General features: G+C 63.6%; 22 protein-coding genes and 1 tRNA gene. 22 read left to right on the plus strand and 1 reads right to left on the minus strand.

Annotation, left to right across the window (positions count from 1 at the left end):
• Positions 1-179: 179 nt before the first annotated feature.
• Entirely contained in the window at positions 180-692 is a 513-nt protein-coding gene (locus BDI24065_RS31205) for a hypothetical protein (RefSeq protein WP_175034460.1), read from the minus strand.
• 169 nt (positions 693-861) lie between these two features.
• Between BDI24065_RS31205 and BDI24065_RS31210 the strand changes: the two genes are divergently transcribed.
• The 22 genes from BDI24065_RS31210 to BDI24065_RS31315 all read left to right on the plus strand — a co-directional run bounded on the left by BDI24065_RS31210 (position 862) and on the right by BDI24065_RS31315 (position 22,994).
• Entirely contained in the window at positions 862-2,121 is a 1,260-nt protein-coding gene (locus tag BDI24065_RS31210; RefSeq protein WP_175034461.1) for a branched-chain amino acid ABC transporter substrate-binding protein, read from the plus strand.
• 107 nt (positions 2,122-2,228) lie between these two features.
• The gene (gene rpsO, locus BDI24065_RS31215; protein WP_043188860.1) at positions 2,229-2,498 is read left to right on the plus strand and encodes a 30S ribosomal protein S15; all 270 of its coding nucleotides are present in this window, start codon (positions 2,229-2,231) and stop codon (positions 2,496-2,498) included.
• Positions 2,499-2,788: 290 nt separating this feature from the next.
• Positions 2,789-4,936, plus strand: a complete 2,148-nt coding sequence (pnp, locus tag BDI24065_RS31220; RefSeq protein WP_175034462.1) for a polyribonucleotide nucleotidyltransferase — start codon at positions 2,789-2,791, stop codon at positions 4,934-4,936.
• Between the two features lie 152 nt (positions 4,937-5,088).
• Positions 5,089-6,108: an NAD(P)H-quinone oxidoreductase gene (locus BDI24065_RS31225; protein WP_175034463.1), complete on the plus strand. Its 1,020-nt coding sequence runs from the start codon at positions 5,089-5,091 to the stop codon at positions 6,106-6,108.
• 141 nt (positions 6,109-6,249) lie between these two features.
• Complete coding sequence (gene tpiA / locus BDI24065_RS31230) at positions 6,250-7,005, plus strand: triose-phosphate isomerase (RefSeq protein WP_175034464.1); 756 nt, start codon at positions 6,250-6,252, stop codon at positions 7,003-7,005.
• A 72-nt stretch (positions 7,006-7,077) separates the two neighbouring features.
• Entirely contained in the window at positions 7,078-7,455 is a 378-nt protein-coding gene (gene secG / locus BDI24065_RS31235; RefSeq protein WP_011352700.1) for a preprotein translocase subunit SecG, read from the plus strand.
• Positions 7,456-7,567: 112 nt separating this feature from the next.
• A tRNA-Leu gene (locus BDI24065_RS31240) sits at positions 7,568-7,652 on the plus strand.
• 154 nt (positions 7,653-7,806) lie between these two features.
• Positions 7,807-8,166: an NADH-quinone oxidoreductase subunit A gene (locus BDI24065_RS31245; protein ID WP_006398798.1), complete on the plus strand. Its 360-nt coding sequence runs from the start codon at positions 7,807-7,809 to the stop codon at positions 8,164-8,166.
• 62 nt (positions 8,167-8,228) lie between these two features.
• Positions 8,229-8,708: a NuoB/complex I 20 kDa subunit family protein gene (locus BDI24065_RS31250; protein ID WP_006398799.1), complete on the plus strand. Its 480-nt coding sequence runs from the start codon at positions 8,229-8,231 to the stop codon at positions 8,706-8,708.
• Between the two features lie 21 nt (positions 8,709-8,729).
• Entirely contained in the window at positions 8,730-9,332 is a 603-nt protein-coding gene (locus BDI24065_RS31255; RefSeq protein WP_043188849.1) for an NADH-quinone oxidoreductase subunit C, read from the plus strand.
• A 9-nt stretch (positions 9,333-9,341) separates the two neighbouring features.
• Entirely contained in the window at positions 9,342-10,595 is a 1,254-nt protein-coding gene (locus tag BDI24065_RS31260; protein WP_175034465.1) for an NADH-quinone oxidoreductase subunit D, read from the plus strand.
• A gap of 172 nt (positions 10,596-10,767) precedes the next feature.
• Complete coding sequence (nuoE, locus tag BDI24065_RS31265; protein ID WP_006750460.1) at positions 10,768-11,253, plus strand: NADH-quinone oxidoreductase subunit NuoE; 486 nt, start codon at positions 10,768-10,770, stop codon at positions 11,251-11,253.
• The gene (gene nuoF / locus BDI24065_RS31270; protein WP_006478267.1) at positions 11,250-12,560 is read left to right on the plus strand and encodes an NADH-quinone oxidoreductase subunit NuoF; all 1,311 of its coding nucleotides are present in this window, start codon (positions 11,250-11,252) and stop codon (positions 12,558-12,560) included. Before nuoE ends, nuoF begins: the two co-directional genes overlap by 4 nt.
• An 82-nt stretch (positions 12,561-12,642) precedes the next feature.
• Positions 12,643-14,973 (plus strand): NADH-quinone oxidoreductase subunit NuoG, encoded by a 2,331-nt coding sequence (nuoG, locus tag BDI24065_RS31275; protein ID WP_175034466.1) that lies wholly within the window; start codon positions 12,643-12,645, stop codon positions 14,971-14,973.
• Positions 14,974-16,041 carry an NADH-quinone oxidoreductase subunit NuoH gene (nuoH, locus tag BDI24065_RS31280; RefSeq protein WP_122945895.1) on the plus strand — a complete coding sequence of 356 codons (1,068 nt, stop codon included), beginning with the start codon at positions 14,974-14,976 and terminating at the stop codon, positions 16,039-16,041. It abuts the gene before it with no gap.
• Between the two features lie 12 nt (positions 16,042-16,053).
• A complete protein-coding gene (gene nuoI / locus BDI24065_RS31285; protein WP_011352695.1) occupies positions 16,054-16,542 on the plus strand; it encodes an NADH-quinone oxidoreductase subunit NuoI in 489 nt (162 codons plus the stop codon).
• A gap of 112 nt (positions 16,543-16,654) precedes the next feature.
• Positions 16,655-17,305, plus strand: a complete 651-nt coding sequence (locus BDI24065_RS31290) for an NADH-quinone oxidoreductase subunit J (RefSeq protein ID WP_046544750.1) — start codon at positions 16,655-16,657, stop codon at positions 17,303-17,305.
• A 17-nt stretch (positions 17,306-17,322) separates the two neighbouring features.
• Positions 17,323-17,628, plus strand: coding sequence for an NADH-quinone oxidoreductase subunit NuoK (gene nuoK / locus BDI24065_RS31295; RefSeq protein WP_006478272.1), 306 nt, complete (start codon positions 17,323-17,325; stop codon positions 17,626-17,628).
• 17 nt (positions 17,629-17,645) lie between these two features.
• Complete coding sequence (gene nuoL, locus BDI24065_RS31300) at positions 17,646-19,700, plus strand: NADH-quinone oxidoreductase subunit L (protein WP_175034467.1); 2,055 nt, start codon at positions 17,646-17,648, stop codon at positions 19,698-19,700.
• A gap of 16 nt (positions 19,701-19,716) precedes the next feature.
• The gene (locus BDI24065_RS31305) at positions 19,717-21,207 is read left to right on the plus strand and encodes an NADH-quinone oxidoreductase subunit M (protein WP_043188824.1); all 1,491 of its coding nucleotides are present in this window, start codon (positions 19,717-19,719) and stop codon (positions 21,205-21,207) included.
• Positions 21,208-21,243: 36 nt separating this feature from the next.
• Positions 21,244-22,698, plus strand: coding sequence for an NADH-quinone oxidoreductase subunit NuoN (gene nuoN, locus BDI24065_RS31310; protein WP_175034485.1), 1,455 nt, complete (start codon positions 21,244-21,246; stop codon positions 22,696-22,698).
• The gene (locus tag BDI24065_RS31315; protein WP_046544751.1) at positions 22,698-22,994 is read left to right on the plus strand and encodes a DUF2818 family protein; all 297 of its coding nucleotides are present in this window, start codon (positions 22,698-22,700) and stop codon (positions 22,992-22,994) included. Before nuoN ends, BDI24065_RS31315 begins: the two co-directional genes overlap by 1 nt.
• The last annotated feature ends 7 nt before the right edge of the window (positions 22,995-23,001 follow it).

Here is a 23,001-nt window from a genome sequence, read left to right on the forward strand (position 1 = left end):
TTCCGCGCAAAGGCCCGCATGACGGGGGTGTCAGCGTATTGCCATCGGCATGTCATCGATCGGAAAAGATTTCCGTCGTATTTGCCGAATTAAATAGCGGGGCGGAAAAAAGGAAATGGCCATTCGCGCAATGATTCGTGAATGGCCATGCTGAAAATTGCGCGTAAATGCGTAATCGGTCAGAACAGGTTGCGGCGGTCGGGGTCGTGCAGCGGATCGGGCGTTTTCTGCGTGATGCGCAGGATGCCCTGCGGATCGAAGTAGAAGCTGTACATCATGTACCAGACGTTGTCCTCGAGATACCGGTAGGTCCACACCTCGCGCTTCATCAGCGGGAAGTAGGACGTCTCGACGGGGCGTCCGAAGTTGACGAGGACATCGGTCTTCGTCCACTTGCCGATCTCCGCGCGATAGAACTCGCTCGGCTGCAGGACCTGGCGCACGTTGACGATCTTGTGGGCCGCGTCGACATCGGCCGCGATGGTGATTTCGCCCATCGGCTGGGTCGGCCACATCAGGCGCTTGCCGCCGCCGGGCAGGTCGTAGATCTCGCGCGGCGGGCCCATGCGTGCGACGATCGCCGACTCGTCCTGGCCGGCCTGGTATTGCTGCCACGGTTGCGCGCAACCGGCCAGCAGCGCGGCGGCGCTGGCGACCAGCACCGGCAGGCGCGCGGAAATGCGAATGCGCATGGGGATTCTCCAGAACACGGAAACAATTCCCGTTTTATCACGGACGGCGCGCGACCGCGCATTGCGCGGAAAAAATCGGTGCGGATCGCCGACGCGGTCGCGCTTGCGGGCGGCGGGGGCGCCAGCCTATGATCCGCGCTTCTCGGGCAGATTGAAGGGCAGGTGGCCAATGCAGGGGTGGAAGCGGTGCGCGCTCGCGTTGAGCGCGGGGTGGATGCTGGTGTCGTCCGCGTTTGCCGGCGGCGAGCCGGTACGAATTGCGCTGATCGAAGGAATGTCGGGCCCGTTCGCGAATGCGGGCGCGGCGGTCGAGCGCAACCTGCGCTTCGGCGTCGAACAGGTCAACGCGGCGGGCGGCGTGAAGCTGCGCGACGGTGCGCATCCGCTCGAACTCGTCGTGCTCGACAGCAAGGGCAGTCCCGAGGAGGCGCTCGTGCAGTTGCGCGCGGCCGCAGACCGCCATATCGGGTTCGTCGCGCAGGGCAACAGCTCGGCTGTCGCGGCCGCGCTCGTCGCCGCGCTCGACAAGCTGAACGCGCGCGATCCGGACAACCGGATGCTGTTCCTCAACTATTCGGCCGACGATCCGGCGCTGACCGGCGCGCGCTGCAGTTTCTGGCATTTCCGCTTCGACGCGCACGCGGGCATGCGGATGGCCGCGCTCGCGGACGTGATGGCGCGCGATCGCGCACTGCACAAGGTCTACCTGCTGAACCAGGACTACAGTTTCGGCCACGACGTCAGCACGCTCGCCCGGCAGGCGCTGGCCGCGCGGCGCCCGGACGTGGCGATCGCCGGCGACGAATTCCATCCGATCGGCCGGATCAAGGATTTCTCGCCGTACATCGCGAAGATCCGCGCAAGCGGCGCCGACGCCGTCGTGACCGGCAACTGGGGCAACGACCTCACGTTGCTCGTGAAGGCGGCGCGCGAGCAGGGGTTGAACGCGAAGTTCTATACGTTCTACGGCAACAGCCTCGGCGCGCCTGCCGCACTCGGCGATGCCGGTGTCGGGCGGGTCGTGGCCGTGGCGGACTGGCACCCGAACGCGGGCGGCGCGAAATCCGATGCGTTTTACCGCGCGTTCCGGAACCGTTTTCCGGCCGCGCAGGACGACTATCCGGTACGGCGGATGAGCCTGATGATCGAGATGCTGGCCGCCGCGATGAACCGCGCGGGTTCGGCCGATCCCGTGGCGGTCGCGCGCGCGCTCGAAGGCCTGTCGTTCGACGACGGCTTCCACGCGTCGAAGATGCGCGCGCAGGATCATCAATTGATCCAGCCCCTTTACGTGATGGAGATGGACAAGCTTGGCACGCCGGGCGTGCGCTTCGACAACGAGGGTTCGGGCTATGGCTTCCGGACGGTGCTCGCGGTGCCGGCGCAGCGCACGGAGACGCCGTCCGCCTGCTCGATGACGCGCCCGTGACAGGAGGCGGTAAGAACGGCGCGGAGTTGTGCTACAATGCGCGCCGGTTGTAAGTCACGGCACGGCCATTCTTCCGTGTCCGCCTGTTCAGTTAGAAAGGAAATCACATGTCTGTTGCAGATATCAAGAAGTCGGAAGTCGTTGCTCAGTTCGCCCGCGCTACCAACGACACGGGGTCGCCCGAAGTCCAGGTCGCACTGCTGACCGCACGTATCGTCGAACTGACGGGTCACTTCAAGACCCACGCGAAGGATCACCACAGCCGCCGCGGCCTGCTGCGCATGGTGAGCCGCCGCCGCAAGCTGCTCGACTACCTCAAGGGCAAGGATGCCGACCGTTACCGCGCGCTGATCGAGAAGCTGGGTCTGCGTAAGTAATCGAGGCGATTGCCGCCAGCAAGATGCCTGTGTCAGTCCGCTGATACAGGCATTTTGTTTTTGCGCGGTGCGTAGCGTCACACGCACCGCAGGCTGTCCGGCACGGTTGTGCGGGGCTGCCGCAACGACTGATACCGGGGCAGGATTTGTGTCATTCCAGCGCGTCGCTGCACGAGCGCCGCGCTGGAATGGCATAAAAAACACACCTTGCTCCGGGTGATTCGGTCGGGACGCCGCCGCGCGGGATGGCCGGCGCGGCGAATGAAATGCATGAATTCAAAGGAGCAACCATGTCCATGTTCAACAAGGTCGTGAAGGAATTCCAGTGGGGCCAGCACAAGGTGCGCCTCGAAACCGGTGAAGTCGCTCGCCAGGCAAGCGGCGCGGTGATCGTCGACGTGGAAGACACCGTCGTGCTGGCAACCGTCGTCGGCGCGAAGTCGGCGAAGCCGGGCCAGGATTTCTTCCCGCTGACCGTCGACTACCTCGAGAAGACCTACTCGGCCGGCAAGATCCCGGGCGGCTTCTTCCGTCGCGAAGGCCGTCCGTCGGAGCACGAGACGCTGACGTCGCGCCTGATCGACCGTCCGCTGCGCCCGCTGTTCCCGGAAGGCTTCTACAACGAAGTCCAGGTCGTGATCCACGTGCTGTCCGTGAACCCGGAAATCCCGGCGGACATCCCCGCGCTGATCGGCGCATCGGCTGCGCTCGCCGTGTCGGGCCTGCCGTTCAACGGCCCGGTCGGTGCCGCACGCGTGGCCTACATCGACAATGCGTACGTGCTGAACCCGACGCGTGACCAGATCAAGGCGTCGAGCCTCGACCTCGTCGTCGCAGGTACGGAACGTGCCGTGCTGATGGTCGAATCGGAAGCCGATCAGCTGTCGGAAGACGTGATGCTGGGCGCCGTGGTGTTCGGCCACGAACAAATGCAGATCGCGATCGACGCGATCCACGAGCTGGTGCGCGAAGGCGGCAAGCCCGAGTGGGACTGGCAGCCGGCACCGAAGAACGAAGTGCTGATCGCGCGCGTGACCGAGCTGGCACAGAACGACCTGCTCGCTGCTTACCAGCTCCGCGACAAGCAGGCGCGCTCGACGAAGCTGAAGGAAGTCTACGCAGCAACCTCGGCGAAGCTCGAGGAAGATGCGCAGGCAGGCGGTACGGTCGCAGCCGACAAGGCAACGGTCGGCAACGTGCTGTTCGACATCGAAGCCAAGATCGTCCGCTCGCAGATCCTGAACGGCGAGCCGCGCATCGACGGCCGCGACACGCGCACCGTGCGCCCGATCGAGATCCGTACCGGCGTGCTGCCGCGTACCCACGGCTCGGCGCTGTTCACGCGCGGCGAGACGCAGGCGCTGGTCGTCGCGACGCTCGGCACGAAGGGTGACGAGCAGATCATCGACGCGCTCGAAGGCGAGTACCGCGAGCGCTTCATGCTCCACTACAACATGCCCCCGTTCGCGACCGGCGAAACGGGCCGCGTCGGCTCGCCGAAGCGCCGCGAAATCGGCCACGGCCGCCTCGCGAAGCGTGCACTGGTCAAGTGCCTGCCGAGCGCCGACGAATTCGGCTACTCGATCCGCGTCGTGTCGGAAATCACCGAATCGAACGGTTCGTCGTCGATGGCATCGGTGTGCGGCGGCTGCCTCGCGCTGATGGACGCCGGCGTGCCGATGAAGGCGCACGTCGCGGGTATCGCGATGGGCCTGATCCTCGAAGGCAACAAGTTCGCGGTGCTGACCGACATCCTCGGCGACGAAGATCACCTCGGCGACATGGACTTCAAGGTGGCCGGCACGGAGCAAGGCGTGACGGCGCTGCAGATGGACATCAAGATCCAGGGCATCACGAAGGAAATCATGCAGGTCGCGCTCGCGCAGGCGAAGGAAGGCCGCATGCACATCCTCGGCAAGATGACTTCGGCGGTTTCGGGTGCGAACACGCAACTGTCGGAATTCGCACCGCGCATGATCACGATCAAGATCAACCCGGAAAAGATCCGCGACGTGATCGGCAAGGGTGGTTCGGTGATCCGCGCACTGACGGAAGAAACCGGCACGACCATCGACATCTCCGACGACGGCGTCGTGACGATCGCGAGCACGAACAGCGACGGCATGGCCGAAGCGAAGAAGCGCATCGAGCAAATCACGGCCGAGATCGAAGTCGGCCAGGTGTACGAAGGCACGGTTCTGAAGCTGCTCGATTTCGGCGCGATCGTGAACCTGCTGCCGGGCAAGGATGGCCTGCTGCACATCTCGGAAATCGTCAACGAGCGCGTGAAGGACATCAACGACTACCTGAAGGAAGGCCAGCAAGTGAAGGTCAAGGTCATCCAGACGGACGAAAAGGGTCGCGTGCGTCTGTCGGCGAAGGCGCTGCTGAATGAAGCAGCGGCGGGGTCGCAGTCGGACACGCCGCCGCAGCAGTAAGCGGATAGGCGGACCAACGGCCGGCAGTGCGAAAGCGTGCCGGCCGTTTTTTCTGTAGCATCGTTGTGCGGCGCAGCAGCGCCGGCAGCGCGCCCGTGCCGCGTGCGGGCGCGCCATCCGATTCCGATCCCGATCCCGGAGCGACCATCACCATGAAAGCCATCGAAATCACCGAATTCGGCGCCCCCGACGTGCTGAAGCTTGCGGAGCGTCCGCGCCCCGAACCGAAGCGCGGCGAAGTGCTGATCAAGGTGGCGGCTTCCGGCGTGAACCGGCCCGACGTGTTCCAGCGCAAGGGCGCCTATGCGCCGCCGCCCGGTGCGTCGGATCTGCCGGGCCTCGAGGTCGCGGGCGAGATCGTCGGCGGCGATCTGTCGGACGCCGCGCTGAATCCGTTCGGCCTGAAGCTCGGCGATCGCGTATGCGCGCTGCTCGCGGGCGGCGGCTATGCCGAGTATGCGGTTGCACCGCTGCTGCAATGCCTGCCGGTGCCTGATGGATTCACCGATATCGAGGCCGCATCGCTGCCCGAGACGTTTTTCACCGTGTGGAGCAACGTGTTCGACCGTGCGCAGCTCGGCGCGGGCGAGGGCGGCGAGCAGGAAACGCTGCTCGTGCAGGGCGGCTCGAGCGGCATCGGCGTGACGGCGATCCAGATCGCGCATGCGCTCGGCTTTCGCGTGTTCGCGACAGCCGGCACCGCCGACAAGTGCCGCGCGTGCGAGGCGCTCGGCGCGGAACGCGCGATCAACTACAAGACGGAAGACTTCGTCGAGGTCGTGAAGTCGTTGACGCACGATCGCGGCGTCGACGTGATCCTCGACATGGTGGCGGGCTCGTACGTGCCGCGCGAACTGTCCGCGCTCGCGGATGGCGGCCGCCTCGTGCTGATCGCGCTGCTCGGCGGCGCGAAGGCCGACGTCAACCTGGGCGAGATCCTGCGTCGCCGGCTGACCATCACGGGTTCGACGCTGCGCCCGCGTCCGGTCGAGTTCAAGGCGCAGATCGCCGCGCAGCTGAAGGCGCGCGTGTGGCCGCTGCTTGCCGACGGTCGCGTCAAGCCGGTGATCTATCGCGTATTGCCCGCCGCGGAAGCCGCGCAGGCGCATGCGTTGATGGAAAGCAGCGAGCACACCGGCAAGATCGTGCTCGATTGGGGTACGAACGCGTGACGGCCCGTGTGGCCGGGCTTGACATGCGCGGTTTGACCGGTTCAAGCCGCGCGCAGTAAAATCGCCGGTTTGCTTCGCCAGATCAAACCTGACCGCCGGTTTCCGGCGCGTTAATGACCAAGCGGTGACGAGACAGACACGATGTCGAAACAGAGAACTAAGCGTGTGATCGGCAACTGGAAGATGCACGGCCGGCTGGCCGGCAACCAGGCGTTGCTGAACGAAGTGGTGCAGGGCGCGGGCGCGGTGGCGGCCGAAACGTCGGTCGGCGTGTGCGTGCCGTTCCCGTATCTCGCGCAGGTTCAGGCGCAGCTCGACGGCGGCCGCGTCGCCTGGGGTGCGCAGGACGTGTCGGCGCACGAGCAGGGCGCGTTCACCGGTGAAGTGGCAGCCGCGATGGTCGCGGAGTTCGGCGCACGCTATGCGATCGTCGGTCACTCGGAGCGCCGCGCGTATCACGGCGAGCGCAACGAGACGGTCGCGGCGAAGACGCAGCGCGCGCTGGCCGCGGGGCTCACGCCCGTCGTGTGCGTCGGAGAGACGCTCGACGAGCGCGAGTCGGGTGCGACCGAGCAGGTGGTCGGTGCGCAGCTCGACGCAGTGCTGGCCGTGCTGACGGCCGACGAGGCTGCACGGATCGTCGTCGCGTACGAGCCGGTCTGGGCGATCGGCACGGGCAAGAGCGCGACGTCGGCGCAGGCACAGGACGTGCACGCTTTCCTGCGTACGCGTCTCGCGGCAAAGGGCGCGGCGGACGTGTCCGTGCTGTACGGCGGCAGTGTGAAGCCGGACAACGCGGAAGAACTGTTCGCGCAGCCGGACATCGACGGTGGCCTGATCGGCGGCGCGTCGCTGAAGGCGGAAGATTTCCTGGCGATCTGCCGGGCCGCGCGCTGAGCGGTCCGCGATCGAATTGAACCATGACGGCGGCCGGTCGGTCCGGTCGCCTGATCCATTCGGGTGGGTGTGATGCTGTTATTCAAGACGCTGATTATTGTGGTGCAGGTGCTGTCTGCACTTGGTGTGATTGGTCTCGTGCTGTTGCAGCACGGCAAGGGCGCCGACATGGGCGCTGCGTTCGGCAGCGGCGCGTCGGGCAGCCTGTTCGGTGCAACGGGCTCGGCGAACTTTCTGTCGCGTACGACGGGCATTCTCGCAACGATCTTCTTCGTCGCGACGCTCGCGCTGACGTATCTCGGTTCGTACAAGTCGACGCCGTCGGCAGGTGTGCTCGGTGGGGTTGCGACCGCACCGGCATCGGCGCCTGCAGCATCGGCGCCGGCTGTCGCGGCATCCGCTGCGGCAGGTTCGGCTGCAAGCGCGCCGGGCCAGGACGTCCCGAAATAAAAAGTTAAATTTTTTGCGTTTGTGCGTTGAACAATTCTGGAAGTCAGGTTAGAATTTAATTCTTGAAGCGATTCGCGGGAAACAAGTAGTTACAACCCCGGTTGCATGCAGTGCCGACGTGGTGAAATTGGTAGACACGCTATCTTGAGGGGGTAGTGGCGAAAGCTGTGCGAGTTCGAGTCTCGCCGTCGGCACCAAAGTTACTCAATGCCAGCCGCTTCTAGTGGCTGGCATTTTTCATTTCTGGAGTGTGCTTGCGGTTGTCTTGCGATCGCATGCACTCCGAAATGATCCCTTCCGCCGGATAGTGGTATTCTCCGGACGCTCAGAACCAACCGATAGAGGATTGCCTTGAACCTCGCAGCCTATTACCCCGTCTTGTTGTTCCTCCTCGTGGGCACTGGTTTAGGTATAGCGCTGGTCAGCATCGGCAAGCTCCTTGGTCCCAACAAGCCGGACGTCGAGAAGAACGCACCGTACGAGTGCGGCTTCGAAGCCTTTGAAGACGCCCGGATGAAATTCGACGTCCGGTACTACCTCGTCGCCATCCTGTTCATCATCTTCGATCTCGAAACCGCATTCCTGTTTCCGTGGGGCGTCGCGCTCCGGGATATCGGCTGGCCGGGTTTCATCGCAATGATGATTTTTCTGCTCGAATTCCTGCTGGGCTTTGCCTATATCTGGAAGAAAGGCGGGCTCGACTGGGAGTGATGGGTTAATCGCCGGTTTGCATGGGCGGCCACGCTCGGTCGCTCGTCTGGAGTGGAAAGCAAATGAGTATCGAAGGGGTCTTGAAGGAAGGGTTTGTCACCACGACGGCTGACAAGCTGATCAACTGGACGCGTACCGGCTCGCTGTGGCCGATGACGTTCGGGCTCGCGTGTTGCGCCGTCGAAATGATGCATGCGGGCGCGGCCCGTTACGACCTGGACCGGTTCGGCGTCGTGTTTCGCCCGAGCCCGCGTCAGTCGGACGTGATGATCGTCGCTGGCACGCTCTGCAACAAGATGGCACCCGCGCTGCGTCGCGTGTACGACCAGATGGCCGAGCCGCGCTGGGTGATCTCGATGGGATCGTGCGCGAACGGCGGTGGTTACTACCACTACTCGTATTCGGTGGTCCGCGGCTGCGACCGGATCGTGCCGGTCGACGTCTACGTGCCGGGCTGTCCGCCCACGGCCGAGGCGCTGGTCTACGGCGTGATCCAGCTTCAGGCGAAGATCCGCCGCACCAATACCATCGCCCGTCAATAAAGCCCCGAGCGTCCCCTCAATATGGCAAGCAAAATCGAGACCCTCAAGGCAAACCTCGAAGCCGCGCTCGGCGCGCGCGTGGTGAGCCTCACCGAAGCAATCGGTGAACTGACGCTCGTCGTGAAGGCGAGCGATTACCTCGAAGTCGCAAAGATGCTGCGCGACGATCCGAAGCTCCGTTTCGAGCAACTGATCGACCTGTGCGGCGTCGACTACCAGACCTTCGGCGACGGCGCCTACGACGGCCCGCGTTTCGCGGCCGTGTCGCACCTGCTGTCGGTCACGAACAACTGGCGTCTGCGCCTGCGCGCATTCGCGCCGGACGACGATCTGCCGATCGTCGCATCGCTGGTCGACATCTGGACCTCCGCGAACTGGTACGAGCGCGAAGCGTTCGACCTGTACGGCATCGTGTTCGAAGGCCACCCCGACCTGCGCCGCATCCTCACCGACTACGGCTTCATCGGTCACCCGTTCCGCAAGGACTTCCCGGTGTCGGGCTATGTCGAAATGCGTTACGACCCGGAAGAGAAGCGGGTCGTGTACCAGCCGGTGACGATCGAGCCGCGCGAAATCACGCCGCGCGTGATCCGCGAGGATCGCTATGGCGGTCTGAAACATTAAGGGGGCGTCATGGCAGAAATCAAGAACTACACGCTCAACTTCGGTCCGCAGCACCCGGCAGCGCACGGCGTGCTGCGCCTCGTGCTCGAACTCGACGGCGAAGTCATCCAGCGTGCCGATCCGCACATCGGCCTGCTGCACCGCGCGACGGAAAAGCTCGCGGAATCCAAAACGTTCATCCAGTCCGTGCCGTACATGGACCGTCTCGACTACGTGTCGATGATGGTCAACGAGCACGGCTACGTGCTCGCGATCGAAAAGCTGCTCGGCATCGAAGTGCCGGAGCGCGCGCAGTACATCCGCGTGCTGTTCGACGAGATCACGCGCGTGCTGAACCACCTGATGTGGATCGGCGCGCACGCGCTCGACGTCGGTGCGATGGCCGTGTTCCTGTACGCATTCCGCGAACGCGAAGACCTGATGGACGTGTACGAAGCGGTGTCCGGTGCCCGGATGCACGCAGCGTACTACCGCCCGGGCGGCGTCTATCGCGACCTGCCTGACGCAATGCCGCAATACAAGGCGTCGAAGATTCGCAACGAGAAGGCGCTCGCGAAGATGAACGAAGCGCGCAGCGGCTCGGTGCTCGACTTCATCGACGATTTCTTCGCGCGCTTCCCGAAGTGCGTCGACGAATACGAAACGCTGCTCACCGACAACCGGATCTGGAAGCAGCGTCTGGTCGGGATCGGCGTGGTCAGCCCGGAACGTGCGCTGCAGATGGGCCTGACGGGCCCGATGCTGCGCGGCTCGGGCATCGCCTGGGACCTGCGCAAGAAGCAGCCGTACGAAGTGTACGATCGCATGGATTTCGACGTGCCGGTCGGCGTGAACGGCGATTGCTACGACCGCTATCTGGTGCGCGTCGAAGAAATGCGCCAGTCGATCCGCATCGCGAAACAGTGTATTGAGTGGCTCCGCAAGAATCAGGGCCCGGTGATGACGGACAATCACAAGGTTGCACCGCCGTCGCGCGTCGGCATGAAGACCAACATGGAAGACTTGATTCACCACTTCAAGCTCTTCACCGAAGGTTTCCATGTGCCGGAAGGCGAAGCGTACGCGGCGGTCGAGCATCCGAAGGGCGAGTTCGGCATCTACCTCGTGTCGGATGGTGCGAACAAGCCGTATCGCCTCAAGATTCGCGCACCGGGTTTCGCTCACCTGGCGTCGCTCGACGAAATGGCGCGCGGTCACATGATCGCCGACGCCGTCACGATCATCGGTACGCAGGACATCGTGTTCGGCGAAATCGATCGCTAATGGTTGCGCCGCCCGTGCGAGCGGGCGGTGAGCAGTAAGTCACACGCAAGGCGCGCTGAACCGGCGCGGCTTCGCAAGCTGTCAACAGAGTGAGCGCCAGGTCTGCCGTCCATGCACCCCAGTGTGCGGCAGGTTGTTCGTTCGGTAGGAATTGAAAGAGTCGTGTCTGAAAATGATCTCAGCTGAAGGCCTGAAGGAAATCGATCGAGCGTTGACGAAGTATCCCGCCGATCAGAAACAGTCCGCCGTGATGTCGGCGTTGGCCGTTGCTCAGGAAGAGCACGGCTGGCTGTCGCCCGAACTGATGCAGTTCGTCGCGGACTATCTCGGCATGCCGGCCGTTGCCGTGCAGGAAGTCGCGACGTTCTACACGATGTACGAGCTCAACCCGGTCGGCAAGCACAAGATCACGCTCTGCACGAACCTGCCGTGCCAGCTCGGCCCGGACGGTGGCGCGGAAGCAACTGCCGACTACCTGAAACAGAAGCTGGGCATCGGCTTCGGCGAGACCACGCCCGACGGCAAGTTCACGCTGAAGGAAGGCGAATGCATGGGCTCGTGCGGCGATGCGCCGGTGCTGCTGGTGAACAATCACAGAATGTGCAGCTTCATGAGCCGCGAGAAGATCGACCAGCTGCTTGAGGAGCTCTCGAAATGACGTCCCTCCACGACCGTCACATCAAACCGCTGATCCTCGCTGGTCTGAACGGCGAGAACTGGCATCTCGAAGATTACGTTGCGCGCGGCGGCTACAAGCAGCTGCGCCGCATTCTCGAAGAAAAGATCCCGCCCGAGCAGGTGATCGCCGACGTCAAGGCGTCGGGCCTGCGTGGCCGTGGCGGTGCGGGCTTCCCGACCGGCCTGAAGTGGAGCTTCATGCCGCGCCAGTTCCCGGGGCAGAAGTACCTCGTCTGCAACTCGGACGAAGGCGAGCCGGGCACGTTCAAGGATCGCGACATCCTGCGCTGGAACCCGCACGCGCTGATCGAAGGCATGGCCATCGGCGCGTACGCGATGGGCATCACCGTCGGCTACAACTACATCCACGGCGAAATCTTCGAAGTGTATCGACGCTTCGAAGCCGCGCTCGATGAAGCGCGCGCCGCAGGGTTCCTCGGCGACAACATCATGGGCTCGGAATTCTCGTTCCAGCTGCACGCGCACCACGGTTACGGCGCGTACATCTGCGGCGAAGAAACGGCGCTGCTCGAGTCGCTCGAAGGCAAGAAGGGCCAGCCGCGCTTCAAGCCGCCGTTCCCGGCGAGCTTCGGCGTGTACGGCAAGCCCACCACGATCAACAACACCGAGACGTTCGCCGCGGTGCCGTTCCTGCTGTCCATCGGGCCGCAGAATTACCTCGAGATCGGCAAGCCGAACAACGGCGGCACGAAGATTTTCTCGGTGTCGGGCGACGTCGAGCGTCCGGGCAACTACGAAGTGCCGCTCGGCACGCCGTTCGCGACGCTGATGGAGCTCGCCGGCGGGATGCGCGGCGGCAAGAAGATCAAGGCCGTGATTCCGGGCGGTTCGTCGGCACCGGTGATCCCGGGCGACATCATGATGCAGACGGATCTCGACTACGATTCGATCGCGAAGGCGGGCTCGATGCTCGGTTCCGGCGCGGTGATCGTGATGGACGAGACGCGCTGCATGGTGCGTTCGCTGCTGCGCCTGTCGTACTTCTATTACGAGGAATCGTGCGGCCAGTGCACGCCGTGCCGTGAAGGCACCGGCTGGCTGTATCGCGTCGTGAACCGTATCGAGCACGGCGAAGGGCGCCAGGAAGATCTGGACCTGCTGAACTCGGTTGCCGAGAACATCATGGGCCGCACGATCTGTGCACTCGGCGATGCGGCGGCGATGCCGGTACGCGGGATGCTCAAGCACTACTGGGACGAATTCGCGTACCACGTCGAGCACAAGCACTGCATGGTCGGCGGCCACGCGCACGCGGCGGCAGCCTGAAGCGAACCCGGTTGCGGAATTTGAGCGCACGGTCGGGCGAAGGCGCGAACGGGCGGAAATAGGTTAAGGACCATTCACCATCATGGTTGAACTTGAAATAGACGGCAAGAAGGTCGAGGTGCCCGAAGGCAGCATGGTGATCCAGGCTGCGCACAAGGCGGATACGTACATTCCTCACTTCTGCTATCACAAGAAACTGTCGGTTGCGGCCAACTGCCGGATGTGTCTCGTCGAAGTCGAGAAGATGCCGAAGGCCGTGCCTGCCTGCGCGACCCCCGTGTCGGCCGGCATGATCGTCCATACGCAATCCGACAAGGCCGTGAAGGCGCAGCAGTCGGTGATGGAATTCCTCCTCATCAACCACCCGCTCGACTGCCCGATCTGCGATCAGGGCGGCGAATGCCAGCTGCAGGATCTGGCGGTCGGCTACGGCAAGTCGTCGTCGCGCTACTCGGAAGAGAAGCGCGTGGTGTTCCACAAGAACGTGGGCCCGCTGATCTCGATGGAAGAAATGTCGCGCTGCATCCACTGCACGCGCTGCGTCCGCTTCGGCCAGGAAATCGCCGGCGTGATGGAGTTCGGCATGCTGGGCCGCGGCGAGCACTCGGAAATCACGACGTTCGTCGGCAAGACGGTCGATTCCGAAATGTCGGGCAACATGATCGACCTGTGCCCGGTCGGCGCGCTGACCAGCAAGCCGTTCCGCTACAGCGCCCGTACGTGGGAACTGTCGCGCCGCAAGTCGGTGAGCCCGCACGATTCCGTCGGCGCGAACCTCGTTGTGCAGGTGAAGAACAACCGCGTGATGCGCGTGCTGCCGTTCGAGAACGAAGCGATCAACGAATGCTGGATCTCGGACAAGGACCGCTTCTCGTACGAAGGCCTCAACAGTGAAGAGCGCCTGACGAAGCCGATGCTGAAGCAGGGCGGCCAGTGGATCGAAACCGACTGGCAGACCGCACTCGAATACGTTGCGAAGGGCCTGAAGGGCATCGCCGCGGATCACGGCGCGAACGCGCTGGCGATGCTCGCGAGCGCGCACAGCACGGCTGAAGAGCTGTTCCTCGTGAAGCAGCTCGCCAACGAACTGAAGACGCCGAACGTCGACTTCCGTCTGCGTCAGCAGGATTTCTCGGCGCCGGTCCAGGGCGCACCGTGGCTCGGCATGCCGATCGCCGATCTGTCGAACGTGGACGCCGCGTTCGTCGTCGGTTCGTTCCTGCGCCGCGACCACCCGCTGTTCGCCGCCCGCCTGCGTCAGGCCGCGAAGAACGGCGCGAAGCTGCACTTCCTGCACGCGACCGGTGACGATGCACTGATCCCGACCGCGCAACGTATCGTTGCTGCACCGTCGGCATGGCTCGACCAGCTGGCCGGTATCGCTGCGGTCGTCGCGCAACTGCGCGGCGTCGCGCTGCCCGACACGCTCGCGGGCGTCACGGCATCGCCGGCCGCACAGGCTGTCGCCCAGTCGCTTGCGAACGGCGAACGCCGCGCGGTGCTGCTCGGCAACGTCGCGGTCCGCCATCCGGAATTCGCGAAGCTGCACGCCGTTGCGAAGTGGATCGCCGACAACACCGGCGCCACGTTCGGCTTCCTGACGGAAGCGACGAACACGGTTGGCGCGCACGTCGTCGGCGCACTGCCGGGCGAAGGCGGCCTGAACGCACGCGAAGCGTTCGCTCAGCCGCGCAAGGGCTACGTGCTGCTGAACGTCGAACCGGAATTCGACACCGCCGATCCGGCGCAGGCACTCGCCGCGCTGAACCAGGCGGAGATGGTCGTCGTGATGTCGCCGTTCAAGCATGGCCTCGACTACGCCGACGTGCTGCTGCCGGTTGCGCCGTTCACGGAAACGGCCGGTACGTACGTGAACGCGGAAGGCACCGTGCAGAGCTTCAACGGCGTGGTGCGCCCGCTCGGCGATACGCGTCCGGGCTGGAAGGTGCTGCGCGTGCTCGGCAGCCTGCTCGGCCTGCCGAACTTCGAATACGAGACCTCGGAAGAAGTGCGTCTCGCCGCGCTCGGCGACGCCGGTGTCGCGGGCCGCCTGTCGAACCAGACGTCGGTCGCACCGGTGCGTGTTGCGGCGAATGCCGCGAACGGCGGTTTCGAGCGCCTGGCCGATGTGCCGATCTATCACGCCGACGCACTCGTGCGCCGCGCAGGTGCGCTGCACCTGACGACCGCTGCGAAGGCGGCGAATGCCGCAGCCCTGCCGGCCGCGCTGTTCGACAAGCTGGGCTTGAAGGAAGGCGACGCGGTGCGCGTGCGCCAGGGCGAGCGTGCGGTGCAGTTGCCGGCCGTGCGCGACGCGAATCTTGCGGAGACCGTCGTTCGTGTGTCGGCGGCAACGCCTGCCGGCGCAGCGCTCGGCAGCCTGTCCGGTGAACTGGTGGTGGAGAAGGCGTAAATGAGCTTGTTCGATACGATCAACGCGGGCGGGTCCCAGCTTCTCGGCTTCGCGTGGCCGACGGTGTGGGCAGTCGTGCGCATCCTCGTCGTCTCCGTCGTCATCCTGCTGTGCGTCGCGTACCTGATTCTGTGGGAACGCAAGCTGATCGGCTGGATGCACGTGCGTCTCGGTCCGAACCGCGTCGGCCCCGGCGGCCTGCTGCAGCCGATCGCCGACGTGCTGAAGCTGCTGCTGAAGGAAGTCATTCAGCCGAGCGCCGCCAGCCGCTGGCTGTACCTGATCGCGCCGGTGATGACCGTCGTGCCGGCGTTCGCCGTGTGGGCCGTGATCCCGTTCCAGGCCGAAGCGGTCCTCGCGAACGTGAACGCGGGTCTGCTGTACGCGATGGCGATCTCGTCGATCGGCGTGTACGCGGTGATTCTCGCGGGCTGGGCATCGAACTCGAAGTACGCGTTCCTCGGTGCGATGCGCGCCGCGGCACAGATGGTGTCGTACGAAATCTCGATGGGCTTCGCGCTGGTGCTGGTGCTGATGACGGCCGGCAGCCTGAACCTGTCGGAAATCGTCGGTTCGCAGCAGCACGGCTTCTTCGCCGGCCACGGCGTGAACTTCCTGTCGTGGAACTGGCTGCCGCTGCTGCCGGCGTTCGTCGTGTACTTCATCTCGGGCATCGCCGAAACGAACCGCCACCCGTTCGACGTGGTGGAAGGGGAGTCGGAAATCGTTGCCGGTCACATGATCGATTACTCGGGTATGGCGTTCGCGCTGTTCTTCCTCGCCGAGTACATCAACATGATCGTGATCTCGGCGCTGACTGCGACGCTGTTCCTCGGCGGCTGGGATGCACCGTTCGAATTCCTGTCGTTCATTCCGGGCATCTTCTGGCTGGTGCTGAAGATATTCGCGCTGCTGTCGGTGTTCATCTGGGTTCGCGCGACGTTCCCGCGTTTCCGTTACGACCAGATCATGCGCTTGGGCTGGAAGGTGTTCCTGCCCGTCACGGTGGTCTGGGTGGTCGTGGTCGGCTTCTGGATGATGTCGCCGCTCAACATCTGGGTGAAGTAATCGGACGAAATCATGAGCGCAATCCAACACTTCTTTAAGACCTTCTTCCTGACCGAGCTGCTGCAGGGGCTCGCGCTGACCGGCCGTTACACGTTCAAGCGCAAGGTCACTGTGCAGTTCCCGGAAGAAAAGACGCCGATCTCGCCGCGTTTCCGCGGGCTGCACGCACTGCGCCGCTACGAAAACGGCGAAGAGCGCTGCATCGCGTGCAAGCTGTGCGAGGCCGTGTGCCCCGCAATGGCGATCACGATCGAATCGGAAACGCGTGCGGACAACACGCGCCGCACGACGCGCTACGACATCGACCTGACGAAGTGCATCTTCTGCGGGTTCTGCGAAGAGAGCTGCCCGGTCGATTCGATCGTCGAGACGCAGATTCTCGAGTACCACGGCGAAAAGCGCGGCGACCTGTATTTCACGAAGGAAATGCTGCTCGCGGTGGGCGATCGCTACGAGAAGGACATCGCCGCGGCGAAGGCTGCCGACGCGCCGTATCGTTGATTGTGTTTGCAGTGCCGGCCCGAAGCACGGGCCGAGCCGCCGCGACGGGTGCGGCTCGCAAGAGCGTCCCGCAAGCCGCGCCTGACTATGGCCTAACGATGAACCGGTAATCATGGAATTCACGACCGTACTGTTCTACATCTTCGCGCTGCTCCTGGTGGTATCAGGGCTGAAGGTGATCACTTCGCGCAACCCGGTGGCGTCTGCGCTTTTCCTTGTGCTGGCGTTCTTCAACGCCGCCGCGATCTGGATGCTGCTGGAAGCGGAGTTCCTCGCGATCCTGCTGGTGCTGGTGTACGTGGGCGCCGTGATGGTGCTGTTCCTGTTCGTCGTGATGATGCTGGACATCAACATCGACTACCTGCGTCGCGACTTCAAGCGCTTCGTCCCGATGGCGACCGTGGTCGGCGCGATCATCGTGATCGAAACCGCGCTGATCCTGTGGCGCGGCTACGGCGACACGCAGACCGTGCACGCGATGGCGACGGGCGAGATGGCCAACTGGTCGAACACGCGCCTGATCGGCAAGGTGATCTACACCGACTACATCTTCGCGTTTGAAATCGCCGGCCTCGTGCTGCTGGTCGCGATCATTGCCGCAATCGGGCTGACCGAGCGCAAGGGCAAGGACAGCAAGCGCCAGCGCGTGTCGGATCAGGTCAAGGTGCGCCGCAACGACCGTGTGCGCCTCGTGAAGATGGAAGCGGAAAAGCCGCAGCCGGAAACGGCGCAGAGCGAAGCCGGTTCGGGCACCAACGGCTAAGCGGAGGAAAAGAAAACATGCTGACTCTTGCTCATTACCTCGTGCTCGGCGCGATCCTCTTTGCGATCGCGATCGTCGGGATTTTCCTTAACCGCCGCAACGTCATCATCATCCTGATGTCGATCGAACTGATGCTGCTGGCGGTGAACACCAACTTCGTCGCGTTTTCGCATTACCTCGGCGATGTGCACGGCCAGATCTTCGTGTTCTTCGTGCTGACCGTCGCCGCAGCGGAAGCCGCGATCGGCCTCGCGATTCTGGTGACCCTGTTCCGTAAGCTCGACACGATCAATGTCGAGGATCTCGATCAGCTCAAAGGTTAATTTCAGGCAACGCTGTTATGTCAACGACACTCAATGAAAACCTGCTGCTGGCGATTCCGCTCGCTCCGCTGGCCGGCTCGCTGATTGCGGGGCTGTTCGGGAACGCAGTCGGGCGCAAGGGCGCACACCGGATCACGATCCTCGGCGTAATGATCGCGTTCCTCCTGTCGGCGAAAGTCTTCTTCGACGTGATGGGCGGCGCAAGCTTCAACGCGACCGTCTACGAATGGATGAACGTCGGTTCGCTGAAGCTCGAAATCGGCTTCCTCGTCGATTCGCTGACCGCGATGATGATGGTCGTCGTGACCTTCGTCTCGCTGATGGTGCACGTGTACACGATCGGCTACATGGCGGAAGAAGACGGCTACCAGCGCTTCTTCTCGTACATCTCGCTGTTCACGTTCTCGATGCTGATGCTCGTGATGAGCAACAACTTCCTGCAGCTGTTCTTCGGCTGGGAAGCGGTGGGCCTGGTGTCGTACCTGCTGATCGGCTTCTACTTCACGCGTGAGAGCGCGATCTACGCGAACATGAAGGCGTTCCTCGTGAACCGCGTGGGCGACTTCGGCTTCCTGCTCGGCATCGGCCTGCTGCTCGCATTCGCCGGCTCGATGAACTACGGCGAAGTGTTCGCGAAACGCGCGGAACTGGCGAGCCTGCACTTCCCGGGTACCGACTGGGGCCTGCTGACCGTGGCCTGTATCTGCCTGTTCATCGGCGCGATGGGTAAGTCGGCACAGTTCCCGCTGCACGTGTGGCTGCCGGACTCGATGGAAGGCCCGACCCCGATCTCTGCGCTGATTCACGCGGCGACGATGGTGACCGCCGGCATCTTCATGGTGTCGCGCATGTCGCCGCTGTTCGAGCTGTCGGACACCGCGCTGTCGTTCATCACGGTGATCGGTGCGATCACGGCGCTCTTCATGGGCTTCCTCGGCATCGTCCAGAACGACATCAAGCGCGTGGTTGCGTACTCGACGCTGTCGCAGCTCGGCTACATGACCGTCGCGCTCGGCGTGTCCGCTTATCCGGTCGCCGTGTTCCACCTGATGACGCACGCGTTCTTCAAGGCGCTGCTGTTCCTCGGTGCCGGCTCGGTCATCATGGGCATGCACCACGACCAGGACATGCGCAACATGGGCGGCCTGCGCAAGTACATGCCGATCACGTGGATCACGTCGCTCGTCGGTTCGCTCGCGCTGATCGGTACGCCGTTCTTCTCGGGCTTCTATTCGAAGGACTCGATCATCGACGCGGTGAAGCTGTCGCACCTGCCGGGTTCGGGCTTCGCGTACTTCGCGGTCGTCGCGAGCGTGTTCGTCACGGCGCTGTACTCGTTCCGCATGTACTTCCTGGTGTTCCACGGCGAAGAGCGCTTCCGCAAGCCGAAGCATCCGGAATCGCCGATGGGCATGGCGGCCGCGCACGGCCACGACGATCACGGCCATGGCCACGGTCATGACGACCACGCGCACGAGCCGCACGAGACCCCGTGGGTCGTGTGGGTGCCGCTGGTCCTGCTGGCGATCCCGTCGGTGATCATCGGTGCGTTCGCGATCTCCCCGATGCTGTTCGGCGATTTCTTCCAGCACGGCGTTGCGTTCGACAAGGTGATCTTCATCGGCGAAAACCACCCGGCGCTCGAGGAAATGGGCCATGAATTCACCAACTGGTGGAGCATGGGTCTGCACTCGATTTCGGGCCTGCCGGTCTGGCTCGCGCTCGCCGGTGTCGTTGTCGCGTGGTTCCTGTACCTGAAGCGTCCGGAACTGCCGGCGTCGATCCGCCGCGCGTTCGGCCCGATCTACACGCTGCTGGACAACAAGTACTACATGGACAAGATCAACGAAGTGGTGTTCGCCCGAGGTTCGGTGGCGATCGGCCGCGGCCTGTGGAAGGAAGGTGACGTCGTGGTGATCGACGGCCTCGTCAACGGCAGCGCCCGGTTCATCGGCTGGTTCGCCAGCGTGATCCGCTTCCTCCAATCCGGTTACATCTATCACTACGCGTTCGCCATGATCATCGGCATGCTGGGGCTCCTGACCCTGTTTGTAACGCTCGGCGGCAAATAAGGCGGGGGACAACTTAATGCACGCTTTTCCGATTCTCAGTACCGCGATCTGGCTGCCGATTGTTTTCGGCCTCCTCGTGCTCGCGGTGGGTAACGATAAAAATCCAGGGACGGCCCGCTGGATCGCACTGATCGGTTCGCTGCTCGGTCTCGCGGTCACGATCCCGCTGATCACGGGCTTCGATTCGAGCACGGCTGCGCTGCAGTTCGTCGAGAACTCGACCTGGATCGAACGCTTCGACATCGCGTATCACCTCGGCGTCGACGGCATCTCGATGTGGTTCGTCGTGCTGACCGCGCTGATCACGGTGATCGTCGTGATCGCCGCATGGGAAGTGATCACCGAGAATGTCGCGCAGTACCTCGCGGCCTTCCTGATCCTGTCCGGGATCATGATCGGCGTGTTCTCGGCGGCCGACGGCCTGCTGTTCTACGTGTTCTTCGAAGCCACCCTGATCCCGATGTACATCATCATCGGCGTGTGGGGCGGCCCGAACCGCGTGTATGCGGCATTCAAGTTCTTCCTGTACACGCTGGCCGGCTCGCTGCTGATGCTGGTCGCGCTGATCTACCTGTACACGGAAACGCACTCGTTCGACCTCGCGACGTGGCAGAACGCCAAGATCGCGATGACGCCGCAGATACTGCTGTTCATTGCCTTCTTCCTCGCGTTCGCGGTGAAGGTGCCGATGTGGCCGGTCCACACCTGGCTGCCGGACGCGCACGTGGAAGCGCCGACGGGTGGCTCGGTCGTGCTGGCGGCGATCATGCTGAAGCTCGGCGCGTACGGTTTCCTGCGCTTCTCGCTGCCGATCACGCCTGACGCGAGCCACTTCCTGGCGCCCGTCGTGATCACGCTGTCGCTGATCGCGGTGATCTACATCGGCCTCGTCGCGATGGTGCAGTCCGACATGAAGAAGCTGGTCGCGTATTCGTCGATCGCGCACATGGGCTTCGTCACGCTCGGCTTCTTCATCTTCAACCAGCTCGGCGTTGAAGGCGCGATCATCCAGATGATTTCGCACGGCTTCGTGTCGGGCGCGATGTTCCTGTGCATCGGCGTGCTGTACGACCGCGTGCACTCGCGCCAGATCGCCGATTACGGCGGCGTCGTGAACGTGATGCCGAAGTTCGCGGCCTTCGCGATGCTGTTCTCGATGGCCAACTGCGGCCTGCCGGGCACGTCGGGTTTCGTCGGCGAGTTCATGGTGATTCTCGCTGCCGTCCAGTACAACTTCTGGATCGCATTCGGTGCGGCATTCACGCTGATCCTCGGCGCTGCCTACACGCTGTGGATGTACAAGCGCGTGTACTTCGGCGCGGTTGCGAACGATCACGTTGCCAAGCTGAAGGACATCGGCCGTCGCGAATTCGTGATGTTGGCCGTGCTCGCCGCGTTCACGATGCTGATGGGCCTGTATCCGAAGCCTTTCACCGACGTGATGCACGTTTCCGTGGAAAACCTCCTCTCCCATGTCGCGCAGTCGAAGCTGCCGCTGGCCCAGTAATCGCGAGCGGAGGAACTCAAGATCATGAACGCTCCTATGAATGTCCTGTTGCCTGACGCGCTGGTGATGGCCGCCATCGTCGTCGCATGGCTGAACGACACCTTTACCGGTGCTTCCGGCCGCCGCCTGACCTATCTGATCGCGGTCGTATCGTCGGTCGTCGCCGGCGTGTGGTTCTCGGTGCAGGCGCTCGACCCGCAGCAGTACTACTTCTTCTCGAAGATGATCGTCGTCGACTCGTTCGCGAGCATGATGAAGGCGGTCGTGTCGTTCGGTTTCGCGGTCTCGCTCGTCTATTCGCGCAAGTACCTCGAAGATCGCGACATGTTCCGCGGCGACGTGTTCCTGCTCGGCATGTTCTCGCTGCTCGGCCAGCTGGTCATGGTGTCGGGCAACAACTTCCTGACGCTGTACCTCGGTCTCGAACTGATGTCGCTGTCGCTGTACGCGGTCATCGCGCTGCGCCGTGATGCCGCTCAGTCGAGCGAAGCCGCGATGAAGTACTACGTGCTGGGCGCGCTCGCGTCGGGCTTCGTGCTGTACGGCATCTCGATGCTCTACGGCGCGACCGGTTCGCTCGAGCTGGGCGAGGTGTACAAGGCGGTCGGCGGCAACACCGACGCGGCCGTGCTGATGTTCGGCGTGGTCTTCATCGTCGCCGGTATCGCGTTCAAGCTCGGCGCCGTGCCGTTCCACATGTGGGTGCCGGACGTCTACCAGGGCTCGCCGACCGCGATGACGCTGTTCGTCGGCGGTGGCCCGAAGGTTGCCGCGTTCGCGTGGGGCCTGCGCTTCCTGGTGATGGGCCTGCTGCCGCTCGCACAGAACTGGCAGACCGCGCTCGTGATCCTCGCCGCGCTGTCGCTGATCGTCGGTAACATCACCGGTATCGTCCAGCGCAACATCAAGCGGATGCTCGCGTATTCGGCGATCTCGAACATGGGCTTCGTGCTGCTCGGTCTGCTCGCGGGCATCGTGAAGGGTGACGCGGCGGCACCGGCGAACGCATACAGCTCGGCGATGTTCTACGCGATCGTCTACCTGATCACGACGCTCGGCTCGTTCGGCGTGGTGATGCTGCTTGCACGCCGCGATTTCGAAGCCGAAACGATCGACGACTTCAAGGGCCTCAACAAGCGCAGCCCGGTGTTCGCGTTCGTGATGATGGTCATGATGTTCTCGCTGGCAGGTATCCCGCCGACCGTCGGCTTCTACGCGAAGCTCGCCGTGCTCGAGGCGACCGTCAACGCGGGCCTCACGTGGCTGGCCGTGCTGGCCGTGATCACGTCGCTGTTCGGCGCGTTCTACTACCTGCGCATCGTGAAGCTGATGTACTTCGATGCTCCGCAGGATGCGACGCCGATCACGGGCGATTTCTGCAAGCGCACGATTCTCGTGTTGAACGGCCTGGCAGTCGTCGTGCTCGGCCTGATCCCGAGCCCGCTGCTGACGGCCTGCCTGCAGGCAATTCGTCACACGCTGCCGCTGTAATGTCGGCAGCCGGCTGGTTTATCGTGCTGTTGGCGCTCGTCTGCGCCAACCTGCCGTTCCTCAACCAACGCCTCTTCGCCGTCGTGCCGTTCGGCACGGCGAAGAAGAGCGGGTGGGTGCGGATCGGCGAGCTGATCGTGCTGTACTTCATCGTTGGCGCGCTCGGCTTCTGGCTCGAGTCGCGCGCCGGCAACCGCTTCGAACAGGGCTGGCAGTTCTACGCGATCACGTTCAGTCTCTTCGTCGTGTTCGCGTTTCCCGGCTTCACGTTCCAGTATCTCGTCAAACGACGCTGACGGCTCC

This window comes from Burkholderia lata, assembly GCF_902499025.1.
GTDB classification, from domain to species: domain Bacteria; phylum Pseudomonadota; class Gammaproteobacteria; order Burkholderiales; family Burkholderiaceae; genus Burkholderia; species Burkholderia lata_C.